Here is a 15,635-nt window from a genome sequence, read left to right on the forward strand (position 1 = left end):
TGCTCGCTTGAGAAGAGACCGATTCTCAGCCGAGCGGGGCGCCCTCGTCCTCCGTCCGGGGACCGGGGCCGCCGGAGGCGTCCTCCGCGGCGGCCTCCTCCCCCATGAGGTCCCGGACGAGCAGCGTCGCACCGGCCACCGCGCCCGGCATCACGAACACCGCCACGAACGGCACCAGGAACAGCAGTGTCAGCGGCACCCCGAAGCCCAGCGCGAGCAGCTTGCGCGAGCGCAGCAGCCGCAGCCGCTCGCGCAGCGGCACGCCGCGGCGCTGCAGGGCGACGGCGGTGAGCTCCTCGGCGAGGAAGAAGCCGGAGACGCAGAAGCCGAGGGCCGGGATCACGGTCTGCCCGACGACGGGCACGAAACCGAGCGCGAAGAGCAGCACGCCCCAGACGGCGACGCGCACGAGCACCGCGAGGCTCTCGCGGGCCGCGATCCACAGCTCGCGCCAGAGCGGGAGCCCGGACTCGGGGGCGTCACCGCCCACGGAGCGGTCGACCCGCTCGGACAGCTCCTCGTAGAAGGGCTGGCCCACCAGCAGGGTCACGGCGGTGAAGGAGATCAGGGCCAGCAGCAGGCCGCCGCCGAAGAGCAGGACGGTCAGCGCGCCCCGGAACAGGCCGGCCCAGGGGGAGGCCCAGCCGTCGGCGAAGGGCGTGGCCCAGCCGACGGCGTCGCCCGCGTACAGGGCAAGGCAGACGACCGCCGCCGCGTAGCCGGCGAGGGTGATGAGCCCGGGCAGCAGCCCGAACCCCCACTGCCGCCGGTTGCGCGCCACCCAGCGCTGGCCCTTGCCCAGGTACGTCAGTCCCGCCATGAGATCTCGCATGGCGGGAAGGGTATCCGGCGCGCCCCGGCCGGCCGGTGGGCCGGACGGGCGGAGCGCGCAGGACGGGCCGGAAGGGCCCGGGAGGGGCCCGGGAGGGCCTTTAGAAGGTGACGATCATCTTGCCGGTGTTCTCGCCCCGCAGCATGCCCAGGAAGGCGTCCAGGGCGTTCTCGACGCCGTGGACGACCGTCTCGCGGTACTTGAGCTCGCCGGAGCGCACCCAGCCGCCGACCTCCTGCACGAACTGCGGCTGCAGCGCCTTGTGGTCCCCGACGATCAGGCCCTGCAGGCGCAGCCGCTTGCCGATGATCGCGATCATGTTGCGCGGGCCGGGCTGGGGCACGGTGTCGTTGTAGCCCGCGATGGCGCCGCACAGGGTGGCGCGGCCGTGCAGCTTCATCGCGCCGATCGCGGCCTCCAGGTGCTCGCCGCCCACGTTGTCGAAGTAGACGTCGACGCCCTCGGGGGCGACCTGCTTGAGCTGCTCGGCGACCGGGCCGTTCTTGTAGTTGAAGGCGGCGTCGAAGCCGTACTCCTCGACGAGGGCCTTGACCTTCTCGTCCGTGCCCGCGCTGCCGACGACGCGCGAGGCGCCCTTGAGCCGGGCGATCTGGCCGACCTGGAGGCCGACCGCGCCCGCGGCGCCGGAGACGAAGACGGAGTCGCCCTCCTTGAAGGAGGCGACCTCCAGCAGGCCCGCGTAGGCGGTCAGGCCCGGCATGCCGAGCACGCCGAGGTAGGTGGACAGCGGCGCGACCTCCGGGTCGACCTTGACCGCGTGCACGGCCTCGACCAGGGCGTACTCCCGCCAGCCGAGGCTGTGCAGGACGTGGTCGCCGGGCCGGAAGGCGTCGCTGCGCGAGGCGACGACCTCGCCGACCGCGCCGCCTTCCATGGGCCGGTCGAGCTCGAAGGGCGCGATGTAGGAGCGGGTGTCGTTCATCCGGCCGCGCATGTACGGGTCCACCGACATGTGGATGTTGCGCACCAGGATCTGCCCCTCGCCGGGCTCGGGCACGGCCGTCTCCCGCAGCGCGAACTCCTCGGGCGTCGGCCAGCCGTGCGGGCGGGCGACGAGGTGCCATTCACGGCTGGTGGTGGGCGTGGCGGACATGGGACGCGACCTCCTGATGGACGGGCAAAAGCTTAAGCAACTGAAACAACCATGCGCCTCGATATTTCATGTTGTCAAGCAACGCGGTAACCTGGAGTCATGGCCCCCCGAACCGATGCCCTGACCCGTGAGGTCGTCGACCTCATCGCGACCGTCGTGGCCCGCTACCACGAGGAGTACGAGGAGGCGGCGGCCAAGCACGCGCTCACCGGCGCCCAGGCCAAGGTCCTCGCCCTGCTCGCGCGCGAGCCCCTGCCCATGCGCCGCATCGCCCAGCTCCTCAAGTGCGAGCCGTCCAACGTCACCGGCATCGTCGACCGCCTGGAGGCCCGCGGCCTGGTGGAGCGGCGCCCCGACCCCGACGACCGCCGCGTCAAGCTCGCGGCGGCCACCCCGGCCGGCCTCGACACCGCCGGCCGCCTGAGCGAGTCGCTGGACTTCGCCCGCGAGCCGCTCGCCGCCCTCTCGGCCGAGGAGCGCGGGGTCCTGCGGGACCTGCTGCGCCGCATGCTGGAACCGGGCGCCTGAGGGGACCTGCCGGAGTCCGCCGGGGCGCGCCCGGTAGGGGGCGCGGGAAACTGCAGAAGGAGAGCCGGTCCGGCCGCCCCCTACGCAGGGAACCGCAAGTCCGCGGCCGTGGTCACCGTGCCCAGGCGCGGCATGTCCAGCGTCACCGACGCCCGGTGCTCCTCCGCCGTCAGCGCGCTCATCGCGTCCTCCGCGAACACCAGCCCGTAGCCGTGGTCGGCGGCCGCACGGGCCGTCGACTCCACGCCCAGGTTGGTGGCGATCCCGCCGAGGACGAGCGTCCGCACGCCGCGCTCGCGCAGCCGCGCGTCCAGGTCCGTGCCGTGGAAGGCGCCGACCGCCCGCTTCACCACCTCGACGTCGCCCTCCTCGGCGAACCCCGCGAGCAGCCCGCTCCCCGGCGGCTGCTCCGCCACCCCCGGCCGCTCGGTGCGCACCACGACCACCGTGCCCCCGGACTTCCGGAACGACCGCGCCAACTCCTCCGCCGTGCGGACCACTTCGTCCCCGCTGCGCGGGGCGAGGGGGAGCGCGACGATGCGCTCCATCAGGTCGACGAGGACGAGGGCGGTGCGCTGCGGGTCGATTTCCGTCATGGCCAGACGGTACCGGTCGGGCACGGGCCGCGGGCGGCCTGCGGAACGCCTCCGGGATGACGATAGGTAAAGCTTGTCCGACGTCCGCGTGGCCGCAGATGCGCGGCGGGGACGGAAGTTGACCCACGCAGGGGTGAACTTGCTTATGAGTAAGGTCTGTTCATCGGATACCGTGCTGATGAGCAGGCGCGAACGCCCGCCCGGACGCGGCTTTGGCCAAAGCCGGGGGCGTGCAGTGCGCGTGCACGCGGTGCCGGATGTCCGAGCGAGGGTACGTACGCCCGCGCCGCGCGCAGGCCGCACGACCGCGTCTGACCGGGGCGGGGCCACCTGACAGGTCCCGCCCCGAGCCACGCTCCGGCCCCGGGCCGGGCCTCAGGCCGGGTGCTTCTCCGCGGTGATGGTCCGGTAGGCCAGCGCCGCCAGCTCCCCCTGGCCCTTCCTGCTCGGGTGGAACCAGTCCCACTTGCTGAGCGCCTCGCTCGTGAAGTCGTAGCCGTGGACCGCGGCGTCGTAGCGGCACAGCGCGTCCCGGCCGCAGACGTCCTTCAGGACCGCGTTGTACTCGGCGACCCGCTTGACGACCTGGGCGCGGCGCTGCTCCGCCGCCGGGTCGGCGGACTCGGAGTCCTTGAGCATCGACGGGCAGATGCCCAGCTTCCAGACCGTCTTGGCGTAGCCGTTCGCACGGCCCTGCGTCCACAGGCGCTGCAGGTCGGGCACGCTGGCCACGTAGAGCTGCGACTTCGGCAGGGAGGTGCGCAGCTTCTTCACCGAGGCCTCGAAGTCCGCGCGGAACGAGGCCGCCGGCGTCATGTCGGCCACATTGTCGCGGCAGGCGTCATTGGCGCCCAGGAGGACGGTCACCAGCTGCGGCCTGTGGGCGATCGCCGACTGCATCTGCCCCGGGAGATCGGCCATCCGGGCGCCGGTCCGCGCGTAATTCCAGCTGCTGGTCTGCGGTGATGTCAGCAGTTTCCGGGCGACGCTGTCGACCTGCGTGCCCGTGGCCCAGGAGACCTCCGGGCAGTCCGCGAGCACCGCGCAGGCGTCGAATCCGCGCGTAATGGAGTCGCCCAGCGAGGCGATGGAGCCGGGGCGGGTATTCCACGCGGGGGCGGCGGGAGAGGCGCTCGGCTTTCCCGCGGACGTGTCCCCTTCACCACTGTCACAGCCCGTGACGAGCAGGGCTGCCGAGAAGGCGGAGACCGCTGCGACGGCCGCCCTGGCGGCTCCGCGCACCTTCCGCACCGTGCTGCGGCGCATCGCTTTTTCCCCTCCGGCCGGGTGATATCTGTTCGGGTCCGACGGTACGTCACCGCGGGGGTCCGTTTGCACGGTAGCTTTTCCCCGGGGTGGTTGTGCCGGGCCCCGGGGCGGCTTTGCACTTCCGGCACAACTGAAATACGACACGTCACATCCTGTCCCTTTCAGGAGAAATGCTCCCGATGGTGTTTACTGTTGGTAACCTCGCGAGCTGGTGCGGGAGTGGCCATTGGGGCAGAATGTCTCACGCTGTCCCAGGCGGGACCGGTACGGGTGCGAGGCCGCTGGGGAAGGCGAACCTCGAACCGCACTGGAGGTCCCGGTGACGACACGTGGAGTTCTGTATGTGCACTCCGCGCCGCGCGCGCTGTGCCCGCACGTCGAATGGGCGGTCGCGGGCGTGCTCGGTGTGCGGGTCACCCTCGACTGGATCCGGCAACCCGCCTCGCCCGGCACCTGGCGTGCCGAATTCTCCTGGCAGGGTCAGGTCGGCACCGCCTCCAAGCTCGCCTCCGCGCTGCGCGGCTGGCACCTCCTGCGCTTCGAGGTGACCGCCGAGCCGTGCGCCACGGCGGAGGGCGAGCGCTACAGCTCCACCCCCGACCTCGGCATCTTCCACGCCGTCACCGGCATCCACGGCGACATCCTCGTCCCCGAGGACCGGCTGCGCGCGGCCCTCGCCCGCGCCGCCCGCGGCGAGACGGAGCTGGAGGCCGAGGTCGCCAAGCTCCTCGGCAAGCCCTGGGACGACGAACTGGAGCCCTTCCGGTACGCGGGAGAGGGCGCACCGGTGCGCTGGCTGCACCAGGTGGTCTGAAGCGCCGCCGACCGGCAGAACGACAGCGGCCCGCCCCGGGGGTTCCGGGGCGGGCCGTCGTGCCGGGCGGGGTGCGGTCAGACCGAGCGGAGGGCCAGGACCACGTTGTGGCCGCCGAAGCCGAACGAGTTGTTGATCGCGGCGATCGGGCCCTCGGCGGGGAGGGCGCGCGGCTCGTTGCGGACGATGTCCGCGTCGATGTCCTCGTCCAGGTCGTCGACGTTGATGGTCGGCGGGGCCGTGCGGTGGTGCAGGGCGAGGACGGTCATGACCGTCTCGATGCCGCCCGCGCCGCCCAGCAGGTGGCCGGTCATCGACTTGGTCGCGGAGACCGCGACGTGGTCGAGGTCGTCGCCGAGGACCTTGCGCAGCGCCTTGATCTCGGCCGCGTCACCCTGCGGGGTGGACGTGGCGTGCGCGTTGAGGTGCACGACCTCGGACGGCTTGAGGTCGGTGCTGTCGAGCAGGCTCTGCAGCGCGGCGGCGATGCCGCGGCCGGTCGGCTCGGGCTGGGCGATGTGGTGGCTGTCCGCGGACAGGCCCTGGCCCAGCACCTCGCAGTAGACCCGCGCGCCGCGGCGGGCGGCGTGCTCGGCCGACTCGAGGATCACGACGCCGGCGCCCTCGCCGAGGACGAAGCCGTCACGGGCCTTGTCGTACGGGCGGGAGGCCTTCTCGGGCTCCTCGTTGTTCTTGGACATCGCCATCATGTTGGCGAAGGCCGTGATGGGCAGCGGGTGGATCGCCGCCTCGGTGCCGCCGGCGACGACCACGTCGGCGCGGCCGCTGCGGATCATCTCGACGGCGTAGCCGATGGCCTCGGCGCCGGAGGCGCAGGCGCTGACCGGGGTGTGCACGCCCGCCTGGGCGTTCACCTCCAGGCCGACGTTGGCCGAGGGGCTGTTCGGCATGAGCATGGGCACGGTGTGCGGGGAGACGCGGCGGACGCCCTTCTCCTTGAGCACGTCGTACTGGTCGAGCAGGGTGGTCACGCCGCCGATGCCGGAGGCGATGACGGTGCCGAGGCGCTCGGGGGCGATGGACGAGTCCTCGCCGGCCATGGCGGTGTAGCCCGCGTCGGCCCAGGCCTCACGGGCCGCGATCAGCGCGAACTGCGCCGAGCGGTCCAGCTTGCGGGCGAGCGGGCGGGGCAGGACATCACCGGGGTCCACCGCCGCGGAAGCGGCGATGCGGACCGGGAGGTCCGCGAAGCGCTCACCCTCGAGGGGCTTGACGCCGGACCGGCCGGCGAGCAGAGCCTCCCAGGTCGTCGCGCTGTCGCCACCCAGCGGTGTGGTTGCGCCGATACCGGTGACGACCACGGTGCGATTGGTCGAGCTCACAGGAATTCTGTCTCCACGTGTAGAGGTGCTGGTGAAACCGCCACCGCTGGGGTGGCGACGAACGCTCGGGTCAGTCCTGGTGCTTCAGGATGTAGTCCGCGGCGTCGCCGACGGTCTTGAGGTTCTTGACGTCCTCGTCGGGGATCTTCACGTCGAAGCGCTCCTCGGCGGCGACGACGACCTCGACCATGGACAGCGAGTCGACGTCCAGGTCGTCGGTGAAGGACTTGTCCAGCTGGACGTCCTCGACCGGGATGCCGGCGATCTCGTTGACGATCTCGGCGAGGCCCTTGAGGATCTCTTCCTGGGTGGCGGCCATGTGCGGCGCTCCTTCTATCTGTGCGGTGGAACTGCGTGGTAAGGAACTGCTGGTGCGGTGAGCTCTGCGCAGCGAGGCGGGGCCGGGCTGCGCGGATCTCGCCTAGGGGAGGGTAACGACCGTGGCGGCGTAGACGAGACCCGCCCCGAAACCGATGACGAGCGCGGTGTCCCCGCTCTTCGCCGCGCCGGTGGCCAGGAGCCGCTCCATGGCCAGCGGAATGGAGGCCGCGGACGTGTTGCCCGTGGTCTCCACGTCACGGGCGACCGTGACGCTCTCCGGCAGCTTGAGGGTCTTGACCATCGAGTCGATGATCCGCATGTTGGCCTGGTGCGGGATGAAGACGTCCAGGTCCTCCGCACTGACCCCGGCGTCGTCCAGCGCCTGCTGGGCGACCTTGGCCATCTCGAAGACGGCCCAGCGGAAGACCGCCTGGCCCTCCTGCGTGATGGCCGGGAAACGGAGCTCGTCGAGGGCCTTGCGGGCCTCGGGGCCGTCACCGCCGGGCACCGGGGTGGTGCGGTAGGCGTCCCACCCCAGGGTCTGCTTGATGGTGTGCGACTTGTCGCCCTCGGAGCCCCAGACGGTGGGGCCGATGGCCGGCTCGTCGGAGGGGCCGACGACCACGGCGCCCGCGCCGTCGCCGAAGAGGAAGGCCGTCGCGCGGTCCTCCAGGTCGGTCAGGTCCGACAGCCGCTCGACGCCGATGACGACGACGTACTCCGCCGAGCCCTCGACGACCAGGCCCTTGGCCAGCGTCAGCCCGTAGCCGAAGCCCGCGCAGCCCGCGGAGATGTCGAAGGCGGCAGGCTTGTCCGCGCCGATCCTGTGCGCGATCTCGGTCGCGATGGCCGGGGTCTGGTGGAAGTGCGAGACCGTCGAGACGACCACGGCGCCGACCTGCTCCGGGGTGATGCCCGCGTCGGCGATGGCCTTGCCGGCCGCCTCGACCGACATCGCGGACACCGTCTCCTCCGGGCCGGCCCAGTGGCGGGTCGCGATGCCGGAGCGGGAGCGGATCCACTCGTCCGAGGAGTCGATGTACTTCAGGATCTCCTCGTTCGGCACCACCCGGGTGGGGCGGTAGCCGCCCACGCCGAGAATGCGCGCGTACGGCGCGCCCTTGCTCGGCTTGATCTTCGAGGTCATGCTCCGAGACTCCTTATTCGGCCGGGGACCCGGCGGGTGCGGCGTGCTCGGCGATCAGCTCACGGGCTGCGTCGAGGTCGGCCGGCGACTTCAGGGCCAGGGTCTTCACGCCGGGCAGGGCACGCTTGGCCAGACCGGTCAGGGTACCCCCGGGGGCCACCTCGACCAGGGCCGTGACGCCGAGCTCCTTGAAGGTCTCCATGCACAGGTCCCAGCGGACCGGGTTGGCCACCTGGCCGACCAGCCGCCGCACGATCTCCGCGCCCGAGGCGACGACGCCGCCGTCCTTGTTCGAGACGTAGCGGGTGTGCGGCTCGGCGGGGGAGAGCTCCTGCACGGCGGCCTCCAGGGCCGACACGGCCGGGGCCATGTGGTGCGTGTGGAACGCGCCCGCCACCTTCAGCGCGACGACCTTGCGGGTGCCCTCGGGCTTGTCCTCCGCGAGCGCGGCCAGCTGCGCGGCGGTGCCGGCGGCCACGATCTGGCCCGCGCCGTTGACGTTGGCGGGGGTCAGGCCGAGCTTCTCCAGGTGCGGCAGGACGACCTCGGGGTCGCCGCCGAGCAGCGCGGACATGCCGGTCTCGGTGACCGCCGCGGCCTCGGCCATGGCCAGGCCGCGCTTGCGGACCAGCTCCATGGCGGAGCGCTCCGGCAGCACGCCGGTCAGCGCCGCGGCGGCGAGCTCGCCCACGCTGTGGCCCGCGGCCGCACCCACCAGGCGGGCGAAGTCCTCCGCCGCCGGGAACAGCTGCCGGGCCGAGACCAGCGCCGACGCGACCAGCAGCGGCTGGGCGACGGCGGTGTCGCGGATCTCGTCCGCGTCGGCCTTCGTGCCGTAGTGGACCAGGTCCAGGTCGATGGCGGCGGACCACTCACGGAGCCGGTCTTCGACACCGGGGAGGTCGAGCCAGGGGGTCAGGAAGCCGGGCGTCTGAGCGCCCTGGCCGGGAGCGACGAGTACGAGCACCCTCACACTCTCTCTCGTGGACGGCTCCGGCCACCCGTGGGGATGGGGACCAAGAACCGTCAGGGGAATTGTTGACGTTCGACAAAAGGCTAGAGGGCCGTCTCCGTGTCGGCCAGACGCCCCAGGATGAGCGCGATCCGCAGCGTGAACGCGGAGCGGACATCGGAGGGTGACCACCCGGTGACGTCCGTCACACGTCGGAGGCGGTATCTCACGGTGTTGGGATGGACGAACAGCATCCGTGCCGCACCTTCCAAGCTACTCGCCTGCTCCAGGTAGACGCTCAGCGTCTCCAGCAGAGCCGAGCCCGCTTCCTGGAGCGGTCTGTAGATCTCCTCCACCAGCTGATCGCGGGCCGTGGTGTCCCCGGCCATCGCCCGCTCCGGCAGCAGATCGTCCGCCGGCACCGGTCTGGGGGCGTCCGGCCAGGCCGCGCACGCCTTCAGGCCGGCCGCCGCGGCCTGCGCCGAGCGCGTCGCCGACAGCAGGTCCGGCACCACCGGGCCGGCCACCACCGGGCCCGCCGCGAACGGCCCGATCAGGGCCTTGGCCGTCTGCAGCGGATTGTCGGAGCCGCCCGCGATCACCACCAGGCGGTCGCCGAGCACCCCCGTCAGCACCTGCACCTTGGCATGGCGCGCCGCGCGCCGGATCGCCTCGACCGTCAGCTCGCTGTCCCCGTTCGGGGCGGTGCCGAGCACCACGCAGACGTGCGCCGGGGCGCTCCAGCCGAGGGCCGCGGCCCGCGACAGGGCGCCCTCGTCCGCCTCGCCCGACAGCACCGCGTTGACCACCAGCGACTCCAGGCGGGCGTCCCACGCGCCCCGCGCCTCGGCGGCCTGCGCGTAGACCTGCGCGGTGGCGAAGGCGATCTCGCGGGCGTAGACGAGCAGCGCCTCCCGCAGCACGCCCTCGTCGCCGGGGGCCGCCACGTCGTCGATCGCCGACTCCATGACCTCGATGGTCGTCCGGACCATCTCCACCGTCTGGCGCAAAGTGATCGCCCGCGTCAGCTCGCGCGGGGCCGTGCCGAACACGTCCGTGCTGATGGCCTGCGGGGTCTCCGGATGCCGGAACCACTCCGTGAAGGCCGCGATGCCGGCCTGGGCGACCAGGCCGATCCACGACCGGTTCTCCGGGGGCATCGCCCGGTACCACGGCAGCTGGGCATCCATGCGGGCGATGGCGGCGGCGGCCAGCGTGCCGGATGACTTCTCCAGGCGGCGGAGGGTGGCGCTGTGCGGATGCGGGGTGTTAGCGGCGGGTTCAGGCACGGGGACAAGCCTGCCTTATTCGGGTCCGGTGCGGGGTCGCCGGGCTACCGTAGCCCGATGACGCACGTACAGCGGTCCGTCCAGCGCGCCGGTGAACGCTTCGGCGGCGGCGACCCGGACGCCGGGATCGACACCCGGCACGCCTTCTCCTTCTCCGGCTTCTACGACCCCGACAACGTGCGGTTCGGACCGCTCGCCGCCTGCAACGAGGAGCGGCTCGCCCCCGGCGCCGGTTTCCCGGAGCACCCGCACCGCGACGTCGAGATCGTCACGTGGGTGGTCGAGGGGGAGCTCACCCACGAGGACTCCACGGGGCACGTCGAAACCGTACGCCCCGGGGACGTGCAGCGGCTCAGCGCCGGTGCCGGCGTCCACCACTCGGAGCGGAACGAGGGCGGGGAGCCCCTGCGCTTCGTGCAGATGTGGCTGACCCCGTCGGAATACGGCGGCGAGCCCTCGTACGAGGTGGTGCGGGGCGTCGCCGACGACGCGTCGTACGTGCTGCCGGGGGCGGAGGCGGTGCTTCATGTGCGGCGGCTCCGGGCCGGCGAGCGAGGGTCCCTGCCGGGGGCACCGTGGGTGTACGTGCATGTCGTACGCGGTGATGTCCGGGTGGACGGCGATGTCCTGCGCCCGGGGGACGCTGCGCGACTGCTGGACGCCTCCGCCGTCGAGGTCGAGCCGCTCGGCGCCGACGCGGAGCTGCTGGCGTGGGAGATGCACGCCGAGCCTCACTTCGGGTGACCCGGCGCTTCGCGCCGGGCCTGCGCCCACCCGCCCGCCCGTCACTCAGAGGGTCGTGACGTACGTCCTACGAGCGCAGCTCGGTCAGGACCGCGTCCGTCAGGGCCGGCCAGACCTCGATCGCCCACGGCCCGAACGCGCGGTCCGTCAGCGCGACGCACGCCGCGCCCGCGGCGGGGTCCACCCACAGGAACGTCCCCGACTGCCCGAAGTGACCGAACGTGCGGGGCGAGGACGACGCGCCCGTCCAGTGCGGGGACTTGCCGTCGCGGATCTCGAAGCCGAGGCCCCAGTCGTTCGGCCGCTGGTGCCCGAAGCCGGGCAGGATCCCGGTGAGGCCGGGGAAGGCCACCGACGTCGCCCCGGCCACGGTCTCCGGCGAGAGCAGCCGCGGCGCCTGCAGCTCCGCGGCGAAGCGCACCAGGTCGGCGACGGTGGAGACGCCGTCCTTGGCGGGCGAGCCCGGGAGGTCCGTCGCCGTCATCCCGAGCGGCTCCAGCACCGCCTCCCGCAGGTAGTCCGCGAAGGGGATGTCCGTGGCCTTGGCGATGTGGTCGCCGAGCACCTCGAAGCCGGCGTTGGAGTAGAGCCGCCGCGTGCCCGGCTCCGCCATGGCCCGGTGCTCGTCGAAGGCCAGCCCGGAGGTGTGGGCGAGGAGGTGGCGGACCGTCGAGCCCGCGGGACCGGCCGGCTCGTCCAGCTCGACCGCGCCCTCCTCGACGGCGACGAGCGCGGCGTAGGCGGCGAGCGGTTTGGTGACGGAGGCCAGCGGGAAGCGGTGCTCCACCGGGCCGTGTGCGCCCACCGTCGTGCCGTCGGCCCGTACGACCGCCGCCGCAGCGGTGTCCACCGGCCAGTTCTCGATCATCCGCAGGCTCTGCATGGCTCCGAGCCTATCCCGGCCCCGCCGCCCGGCCGCTCCGGCCAAGATTCCCCCAAGTCTTCGCTTGCCTGGAGTGCACTCGAACTCTCTAGCGTTGTGGCCATCGCAAGGGCAACGACTGCGAACGCCCGCGAAACAGGGGGAAGCTCGATGACCGTCTTGGACACCGCACCGACCGTCGTGGACACCGCACCGCCGGCCGCCGTGTGCACCGTGCTGGAACGGCAGCGCCACAGCCGCCCGGCGGGGCGCGACCGCTACACGATCAGCGAAGTGGCGGACTGCACGGGGCTGTCGGTCCACACGCTGCGCTGGTACGAGCGGATCGGGCTGATGCCGCACGTGGACCGCTCGCACACCGGCCAGCGCCGCTACACGAACCGGGACCTGGACTGGCTGGACCTGGTGGGGCGGCTCCGCCTGACCGGCATGCCGGTGGCCGACATGGTCCGCTACGCACGGCTCGTCCGCGAGGGCGACCACACGCTGGCCGAGCGCGAACGGCTGCTGACCGCGCACCGCGAGGACGTCCGCACCCGCATCGCGGAGCTGCGCAGCACCCTCGAGGTACTGGACTACAAGATCGACATATACGCTGACGCCCGGCGACGGGCCGAGGCCACCGAAGGGGCCTGACGCACCGATGACCGACAGCAACGACAAGATCCCGACCGCGGCCCTCGGCACCGGCGGCCCCGAAGTGGGCGTCCAGGGCCTCGGCTGCATGGGCATGAGCTTCGCCTACGGCCCGACGACCGACGAGGGCGAGGCCCGGGCGACCCTGGAGCGGGCGCTCGAACTGGGCGTCACGCTCTTCGACACCGCCGACGTCTACGGCCTCGGCGAGAACGAGAAGTTCATCGCGCCGTTCGTCCGGGCCCACCGCGAGGACGTCGTCCTGGCCACCAAGTTCGCCCTCGGGGTGGACCCCGAGGACCCGCAGGTCCGGACGATCCGCAACGACCGCCCCTACATACGGCAGGCCGCCGAGGCCAGCCTGCGGCGGCTCGGCGTCGACGAGATCGACCTCTACTACATGCACCGGCGCGACGTGAACGTCCCCATCGAGGAGACGGTCGGCGCCATGGCCGAGCTGGTCGCCGAGGGCAAGGTCAAGCACCTGGGCCTCAGCGAGGTCACCGCCGGCGAACTGCGCGCCGCCCAGGCCGTGCACCCGATCGCCGCCGTGCAGTCGGAGTGGTCGCTCTTCAGCCGCGACATCGAGGCGCACGTGGTGCCGGCGGCGCGGGAGCTGGGCGTGGCGCTCGTGCCCTACTCCCCCCTCGGGCGGGGCTTCCTGACCGGCTCGTTCGTGCGGGCCGAGAGCGAGCTGTCGGGCGACGACTTCCGCCGCACCATGCCGCGCTTCACCGGCGGCAACGCGGAGGCGAACGCGGCGCTGCTGGAGCCCGTCCGGCGGATCGCGGAACAGCGCGGCACCTCCCCGGGCCGGGTGGCCCTGGCCTGGGTCCAGCAGCAGGCGCAGGTGCACGGCCTGACGGTCGTTCCGATCCCGGGCACGCGCCGCCGCTCCCGCCTGGAGGAGAACGCGGGCGCGACCCGCATCACCCTGACGGCGGACGAGCTCGCGGCCCTGGAGCCGATCGCGGGCAAGGTCGCGGGTACCCGGTACGCCGACATGGCGTTCACCTCCGCCGGCCGGGAGTAGGCCCGGCCGCGGGCGGTGCGGTGCGGGTGACGGCCCGTCACTGCCCGCCCGGGGCCACCAGCCCCGACTCGTAGGCGAAGATCACCGCCTGGGCGCGGTCGCGCAGGTCCAGCTTGGCCAGGACCCGGCCGATGTGCGTCTTGACGGTCTGCTCGGCGAGCACCAGGGACGCCGCGATCTCCTGGTTGGACAGTCCTCGCGCGATGAGTTCGAGGACTTCGGTCTCGCGCGGCGTGAGCCCCTTCAGCCGCAGGGACGGGCCCTTGCGGCGGGCGGGGCGCTGCTTGGCGAAGTCGGCGATCAGACGGCGCGTCACGGACGGGGCCAGCAGGGCCTCTCCGGCGGCCACGACCCGGACGGCCGAGATCAGGTCCGCGGGCGGGGCGTCCTTCAGCAGGAAGCCGGAGGCGCCCGCGCGCAGCGCCTCGTAGACGTAGTCGTCCACGTCGAACGTCGTCAGCATCAGCACCTTCGGGCGGTGGTGCACGCCGGGCGGGGGGTCGAGGAGCTGCCGTGCGGCCTCCAGCCCGTCCATCTCGGGCATCCGGACGTCCATCAGCACGACGTCCGGGTGGGCGCTGCGGCCCAGCTCCACGCCCCGCCGCCCGTCCGCGGCGTCGCCGACGACGTCGATGTCGGGCTGCGCGGCCAGCAGCGCGGCGAAGCCCGCCCGCACCATGGCCTGGTCGTCGACGATGATCACCTTGATGGTCATGCGGTGCGGGAGTCCTCTTCTTTTCCTGTGGGGTCCGTGAGCGCTTCCGTGGCGAATTCCGTGCCCGGTTCCGCCGTGAGCGGGAGCCGGGCGGCGACGCGGAAGCCGCCGCCGTCCAGCGGGCCGGTGTCGAGCGTGCCGCCGACCAGCCGCACCCGCTCCCGCATGCCGACCAGCCCGTGGCCCGTGCCGCCGGTCTCCACCGGCGGCGCGTCCCGGTCCGCCGCGGCGGTGTTGACGACCAGCACCAGCAGATCCGTGCCGGCCTCGCCGACGGACACCGACACCCGCGTGTCCGCCCCCGGCGCGTGCCGGACGACGTTGGCCAGGGCCTCCTGGACGATGCGGTACGCGGAGAGGTCCACGGTCTGCGGCACGGCGTCCGGCAGGGGGTCCGGCATGGCCAGCTCCACCGGCAGCCCGGACCGCACGGTCGCCTCGACCAGCTGCGGGATCCGTGCGACGCCCGGCTGCGGCGCCCGCTCGGCCCCGCCTTCGCCGGAGGCGTCCTCGCTGCGCAGCACCCCCAGCAGCCGGCGCATCTCGGTCAGCGACTCCCGCGCCGTGGCGGCGATCGTGCCGAACTCCTCGCGCGCCTGCTCGGGCAGGCCCTCGATGCGGTACGGGGCGCTGTCCGCCTGCACGGTGATCACCGACATGTGGTGGGCGACGACGTCGTGCAGCTCGCGGGCGATGCGGGTGCGCTCCTCCAGCAGGGTGCGCCGGGCCCGTTCGGCCTCGCTGATGGTCTCCTGCTCCGCCAGGGCCCGCCGCGCGTCGCCGCGCTCGCGCAGGGCCCCGGCGAGCAGCATCAGGATGCCGCCGACCGCGAACGCGGTGATCCAGACGTTGGAGGAGCTGCGCTCCGGGACCAGGCCCCGCAGGACCGCGCCCGAGACGCCCGTGGCCAGCCAGACGGCGAGGAGCATCGGGCGCCGCTCCCGCATGCCGACCGCGAGCATCAGCAGCAGCATGCTGATGACGGTCATCGGCGGCCACGGCCACGGCCAGTCGCCCTGCACGGGCTCGGCCAGCGCGGCCACCGCCGCCGCGACGTCCGCCGCGAAGGCGATGGCCCAGGCGAGCAGGGGCCTGCGGACGGCGACGAGCAGGGGCACGGTCTGGGCGATGCCGAGGGACAGCGCGAGGCCGAAGCCCAGGCCGTACTCCTCCGCCAGGTTGTGACCCGTCAGCGGCAGCAGCAGGGCGGTGAACAGCCAGGCGACCACGTAGGGCAGCTTCCGCACCCAGCGCCGGCGCGACCGGCCGCACAGCGGCACGGGCGGCCCGGCGGGGGTGCAGACGTCGATCACGAAGGCGCGCGCCCGCGCGAGGGGGGCAGGGGGTGACTGGATCATGACCCCTTCAGCCTAGGCCGCGGCCCAGGCAGGAGCGTCACCCCAGGGTGGGGGCTTGCGG

At 72.9% G+C, this 15,635-nt stretch carries 17 protein-coding genes; 5 read left to right on the plus strand and 12 right to left on the minus strand.

Translation table 11 applies throughout. From position 1 onward, the window contains the following. Nucleotides 1-25: 25 nt before the first annotated feature. Together ACFPP6_RS04270 and ACFPP6_RS04275 are read right to left on the minus strand one after the other, a co-directional pair. A complete protein-coding gene (locus ACFPP6_RS04270) occupies nucleotides 26-832 on the minus strand; it encodes an EI24 domain-containing protein (RefSeq protein WP_382037359.1) in 807 nt (268 codons plus the stop codon). A gap of 100 nt (nucleotides 833-932) precedes the next feature. Then, nucleotides 933-1,946: an NADP-dependent oxidoreductase gene (locus ACFPP6_RS04275; protein WP_382037361.1), complete on the minus strand. Its 1,014-nt coding sequence runs from the start codon at nucleotides 1,944-1,946 to the stop codon at nucleotides 933-935. A 99-nt stretch (nucleotides 1,947-2,045) separates the two neighbouring features. Between ACFPP6_RS04275 and ACFPP6_RS04280 the strand changes: the two genes are divergently transcribed. Further along, a complete protein-coding gene (locus ACFPP6_RS04280) occupies nucleotides 2,046-2,474 on the plus strand; it encodes a MarR family winged helix-turn-helix transcriptional regulator (RefSeq protein ID WP_382037363.1) in 429 nt (142 codons plus the stop codon). Between the two features lie 80 nt (nucleotides 2,475-2,554). On the opposite strand, the gene ACFPP6_RS04285 is transcribed toward ACFPP6_RS04280, so the two are convergent. Further along, the gene (locus tag ACFPP6_RS04285) at nucleotides 2,555-3,070 is read right to left on the minus strand and encodes an isochorismatase family protein (RefSeq protein WP_382037364.1); all 516 of its coding nucleotides are present in this window, start codon (nucleotides 3,068-3,070) and stop codon (nucleotides 2,555-2,557) included. A gap of 375 nt (nucleotides 3,071-3,445) precedes the next feature. Next, on the minus strand, nucleotides 3,446-4,336 hold the full coding sequence (locus tag ACFPP6_RS04290; RefSeq protein WP_382037366.1) for an SGNH/GDSL hydrolase family protein: 891 nt from the start codon (nucleotides 4,334-4,336) through the stop codon (nucleotides 3,446-3,448). A gap of 322 nt (nucleotides 4,337-4,658) precedes the next feature. On the opposite strand from ACFPP6_RS04290, the gene ACFPP6_RS04295 reads away from it, so the two are divergent. Further along, nucleotides 4,659-5,153: a DUF3145 domain-containing protein gene (locus tag ACFPP6_RS04295; protein ID WP_058044575.1), complete on the plus strand. Its 495-nt coding sequence runs from the start codon at nucleotides 4,659-4,661 to the stop codon at nucleotides 5,151-5,153. A gap of 77 nt (nucleotides 5,154-5,230) precedes the next feature. Here ACFPP6_RS04295 and fabF read toward each other — a convergent pair whose 3' ends face one another. From fabF to ACFPP6_RS04320, 5 genes are all read right to left on the minus strand, one after another. Further along, entirely contained in the window at nucleotides 5,231-6,496 is a 1,266-nt protein-coding gene (fabF, locus tag ACFPP6_RS04300) for a beta-ketoacyl-ACP synthase II (RefSeq protein ID WP_382037368.1), read from the minus strand. A 70-nt stretch (nucleotides 6,497-6,566) separates the two neighbouring features. Then, entirely contained in the window at nucleotides 6,567-6,815 is a 249-nt protein-coding gene (locus tag ACFPP6_RS04305) for an acyl carrier protein (protein ID WP_168093812.1), read from the minus strand. Nucleotides 6,816-6,917: 102 nt separating this feature from the next. After that, nucleotides 6,918-7,964 (minus strand): ketoacyl-ACP synthase III, encoded by a 1,047-nt coding sequence (locus tag ACFPP6_RS04310; protein WP_382037370.1) that lies wholly within the window; start codon nucleotides 7,962-7,964, stop codon nucleotides 6,918-6,920. Between the two features lie 13 nt (nucleotides 7,965-7,977). Next, on the minus strand, nucleotides 7,978-8,931 hold the full coding sequence (locus ACFPP6_RS04315; protein ID WP_382037371.1) for an ACP S-malonyltransferase: 954 nt from the start codon (nucleotides 8,929-8,931) through the stop codon (nucleotides 7,978-7,980). Nucleotides 8,932-9,020: 89 nt separating this feature from the next. Then, entirely contained in the window at nucleotides 9,021-10,205 is a 1,185-nt protein-coding gene (locus ACFPP6_RS04320) for a PucR family transcriptional regulator (RefSeq protein WP_382037372.1), read from the minus strand. Between the two features lie 57 nt (nucleotides 10,206-10,262). Between ACFPP6_RS04320 and ACFPP6_RS04325 the strand changes: the two genes are divergently transcribed. After that, on the plus strand, nucleotides 10,263-10,949 hold the full coding sequence (locus tag ACFPP6_RS04325; RefSeq protein ID WP_382037374.1) for a pirin family protein: 687 nt from the start codon (nucleotides 10,263-10,265) through the stop codon (nucleotides 10,947-10,949). A 67-nt stretch (nucleotides 10,950-11,016) separates the two neighbouring features. On the opposite strand, the gene ACFPP6_RS04330 is transcribed toward ACFPP6_RS04325, so the two are convergent. After that, nucleotides 11,017-11,832, minus strand: coding sequence for a serine hydrolase domain-containing protein (locus ACFPP6_RS04330; protein ID WP_382037376.1), 816 nt, complete (start codon nucleotides 11,830-11,832; stop codon nucleotides 11,017-11,019). 150 nt (nucleotides 11,833-11,982) lie between these two features. Between ACFPP6_RS04330 and ACFPP6_RS04335 the strand changes: the two genes are divergently transcribed. Together ACFPP6_RS04335 and ACFPP6_RS04340 are read left to right on the plus strand one after the other, a co-directional pair. Continuing rightward, entirely contained in the window at nucleotides 11,983-12,468 is a 486-nt protein-coding gene (locus ACFPP6_RS04335; RefSeq protein WP_382037378.1) for a MerR family transcriptional regulator, read from the plus strand. A 7-nt stretch (nucleotides 12,469-12,475) separates the two neighbouring features. Further along, nucleotides 12,476-13,501, plus strand: a complete 1,026-nt coding sequence (locus ACFPP6_RS04340) for an aldo/keto reductase (RefSeq protein WP_382037380.1) — start codon at nucleotides 12,476-12,478, stop codon at nucleotides 13,499-13,501. 37 nt (nucleotides 13,502-13,538) lie between these two features. Here the strand turns inward: ACFPP6_RS04340 and ACFPP6_RS04345 are convergent, their stop codons facing one another. Both ACFPP6_RS04345 and ACFPP6_RS04350 read right to left on the minus strand, forming a co-directional pair. Next, a complete protein-coding gene (locus tag ACFPP6_RS04345) occupies nucleotides 13,539-14,216 on the minus strand; it encodes a response regulator (protein WP_382037382.1) in 678 nt (225 codons plus the stop codon). Beyond that, nucleotides 14,213-15,574 carry a sensor histidine kinase gene (locus ACFPP6_RS04350; RefSeq protein WP_382037384.1) on the minus strand — a complete coding sequence of 454 codons (1,362 nt, stop codon included), beginning with the start codon at nucleotides 15,572-15,574 and terminating at the stop codon, nucleotides 14,213-14,215. The genes ACFPP6_RS04345 and ACFPP6_RS04350 overlap by 4 nt, the downstream gene beginning before the upstream one ends. Nucleotides 15,575-15,635 lie beyond the last annotated feature (61 nt).

Origin of the sequence: Streptomyces aureoversilis (genome assembly GCF_042657885.1) — a bacterium.
Lineage (GTDB): Bacteria > Actinomycetota > Actinomycetes > Streptomycetales > Streptomycetaceae > Streptomyces > Streptomyces aureoversilis.

Bases quoted from the DNA above. Each gene is read 5' to 3' on its own strand.
- ACFPP6_RS04270 (WP_382037359.1), bottom strand. From the start codon at position 832: ATGCGAGATCTCATGGCGGGACTGACGTACCTGGGCAAGGGCCAGCGC.
- ACFPP6_RS04275 (WP_382037361.1), bottom strand. From the start codon at position 1,946: ATGTCCGCCACGCCCACCACCAGCCGTGAATGGCACCTCGTCGCCCGC.
- ACFPP6_RS04280 (WP_382037363.1), top strand. From the start codon at position 2,046: ATGGCCCCCCGAACCGATGCCCTGACCCGTGAGGTCGTCGACCTCATC.
- ACFPP6_RS04285 (WP_382037364.1), bottom strand. From the start codon at position 3,070: ATGACGGAAATCGACCCGCAGCGCACCGCCCTCGTCCTCGTCGACCTG.
- ACFPP6_RS04290 (WP_382037366.1), bottom strand. From the start codon at position 4,336: ATGCGCCGCAGCACGGTGCGGAAGGTGCGCGGAGCCGCCAGGGCGGCC.
- ACFPP6_RS04305 (WP_168093812.1), bottom strand. From the start codon at position 6,815: ATGGCCGCCACCCAGGAAGAGATCCTCAAGGGCCTCGCCGAGATCGTC.
- ACFPP6_RS04310 (WP_382037370.1), bottom strand. From the start codon at position 7,964: ATGACCTCGAAGATCAAGCCGAGCAAGGGCGCGCCGTACGCGCGCATT.
- ACFPP6_RS04325 (WP_382037374.1), top strand. From the start codon at position 10,263: ATGACGCACGTACAGCGGTCCGTCCAGCGCGCCGGTGAACGCTTCGGC.
- ACFPP6_RS04330 (WP_382037376.1), bottom strand. From the start codon at position 11,832: ATGCAGAGCCTGCGGATGATCGAGAACTGGCCGGTGGACACCGCTGCG.
- ACFPP6_RS04335 (WP_382037378.1), top strand. From the start codon at position 11,983: ATGACCGTCTTGGACACCGCACCGACCGTCGTGGACACCGCACCGCCG.
- ACFPP6_RS04340 (WP_382037380.1), top strand. From the start codon at position 12,476: ATGACCGACAGCAACGACAAGATCCCGACCGCGGCCCTCGGCACCGGC.
- ACFPP6_RS04345 (WP_382037382.1), bottom strand. From the start codon at position 14,216: ATGACCATCAAGGTGATCATCGTCGACGACCAGGCCATGGTGCGGGCG.
- ACFPP6_RS04350 (WP_382037384.1), bottom strand. From the start codon at position 15,574: ATGATCCAGTCACCCCCTGCCCCCCTCGCGCGGGCGCGCGCCTTCGTG.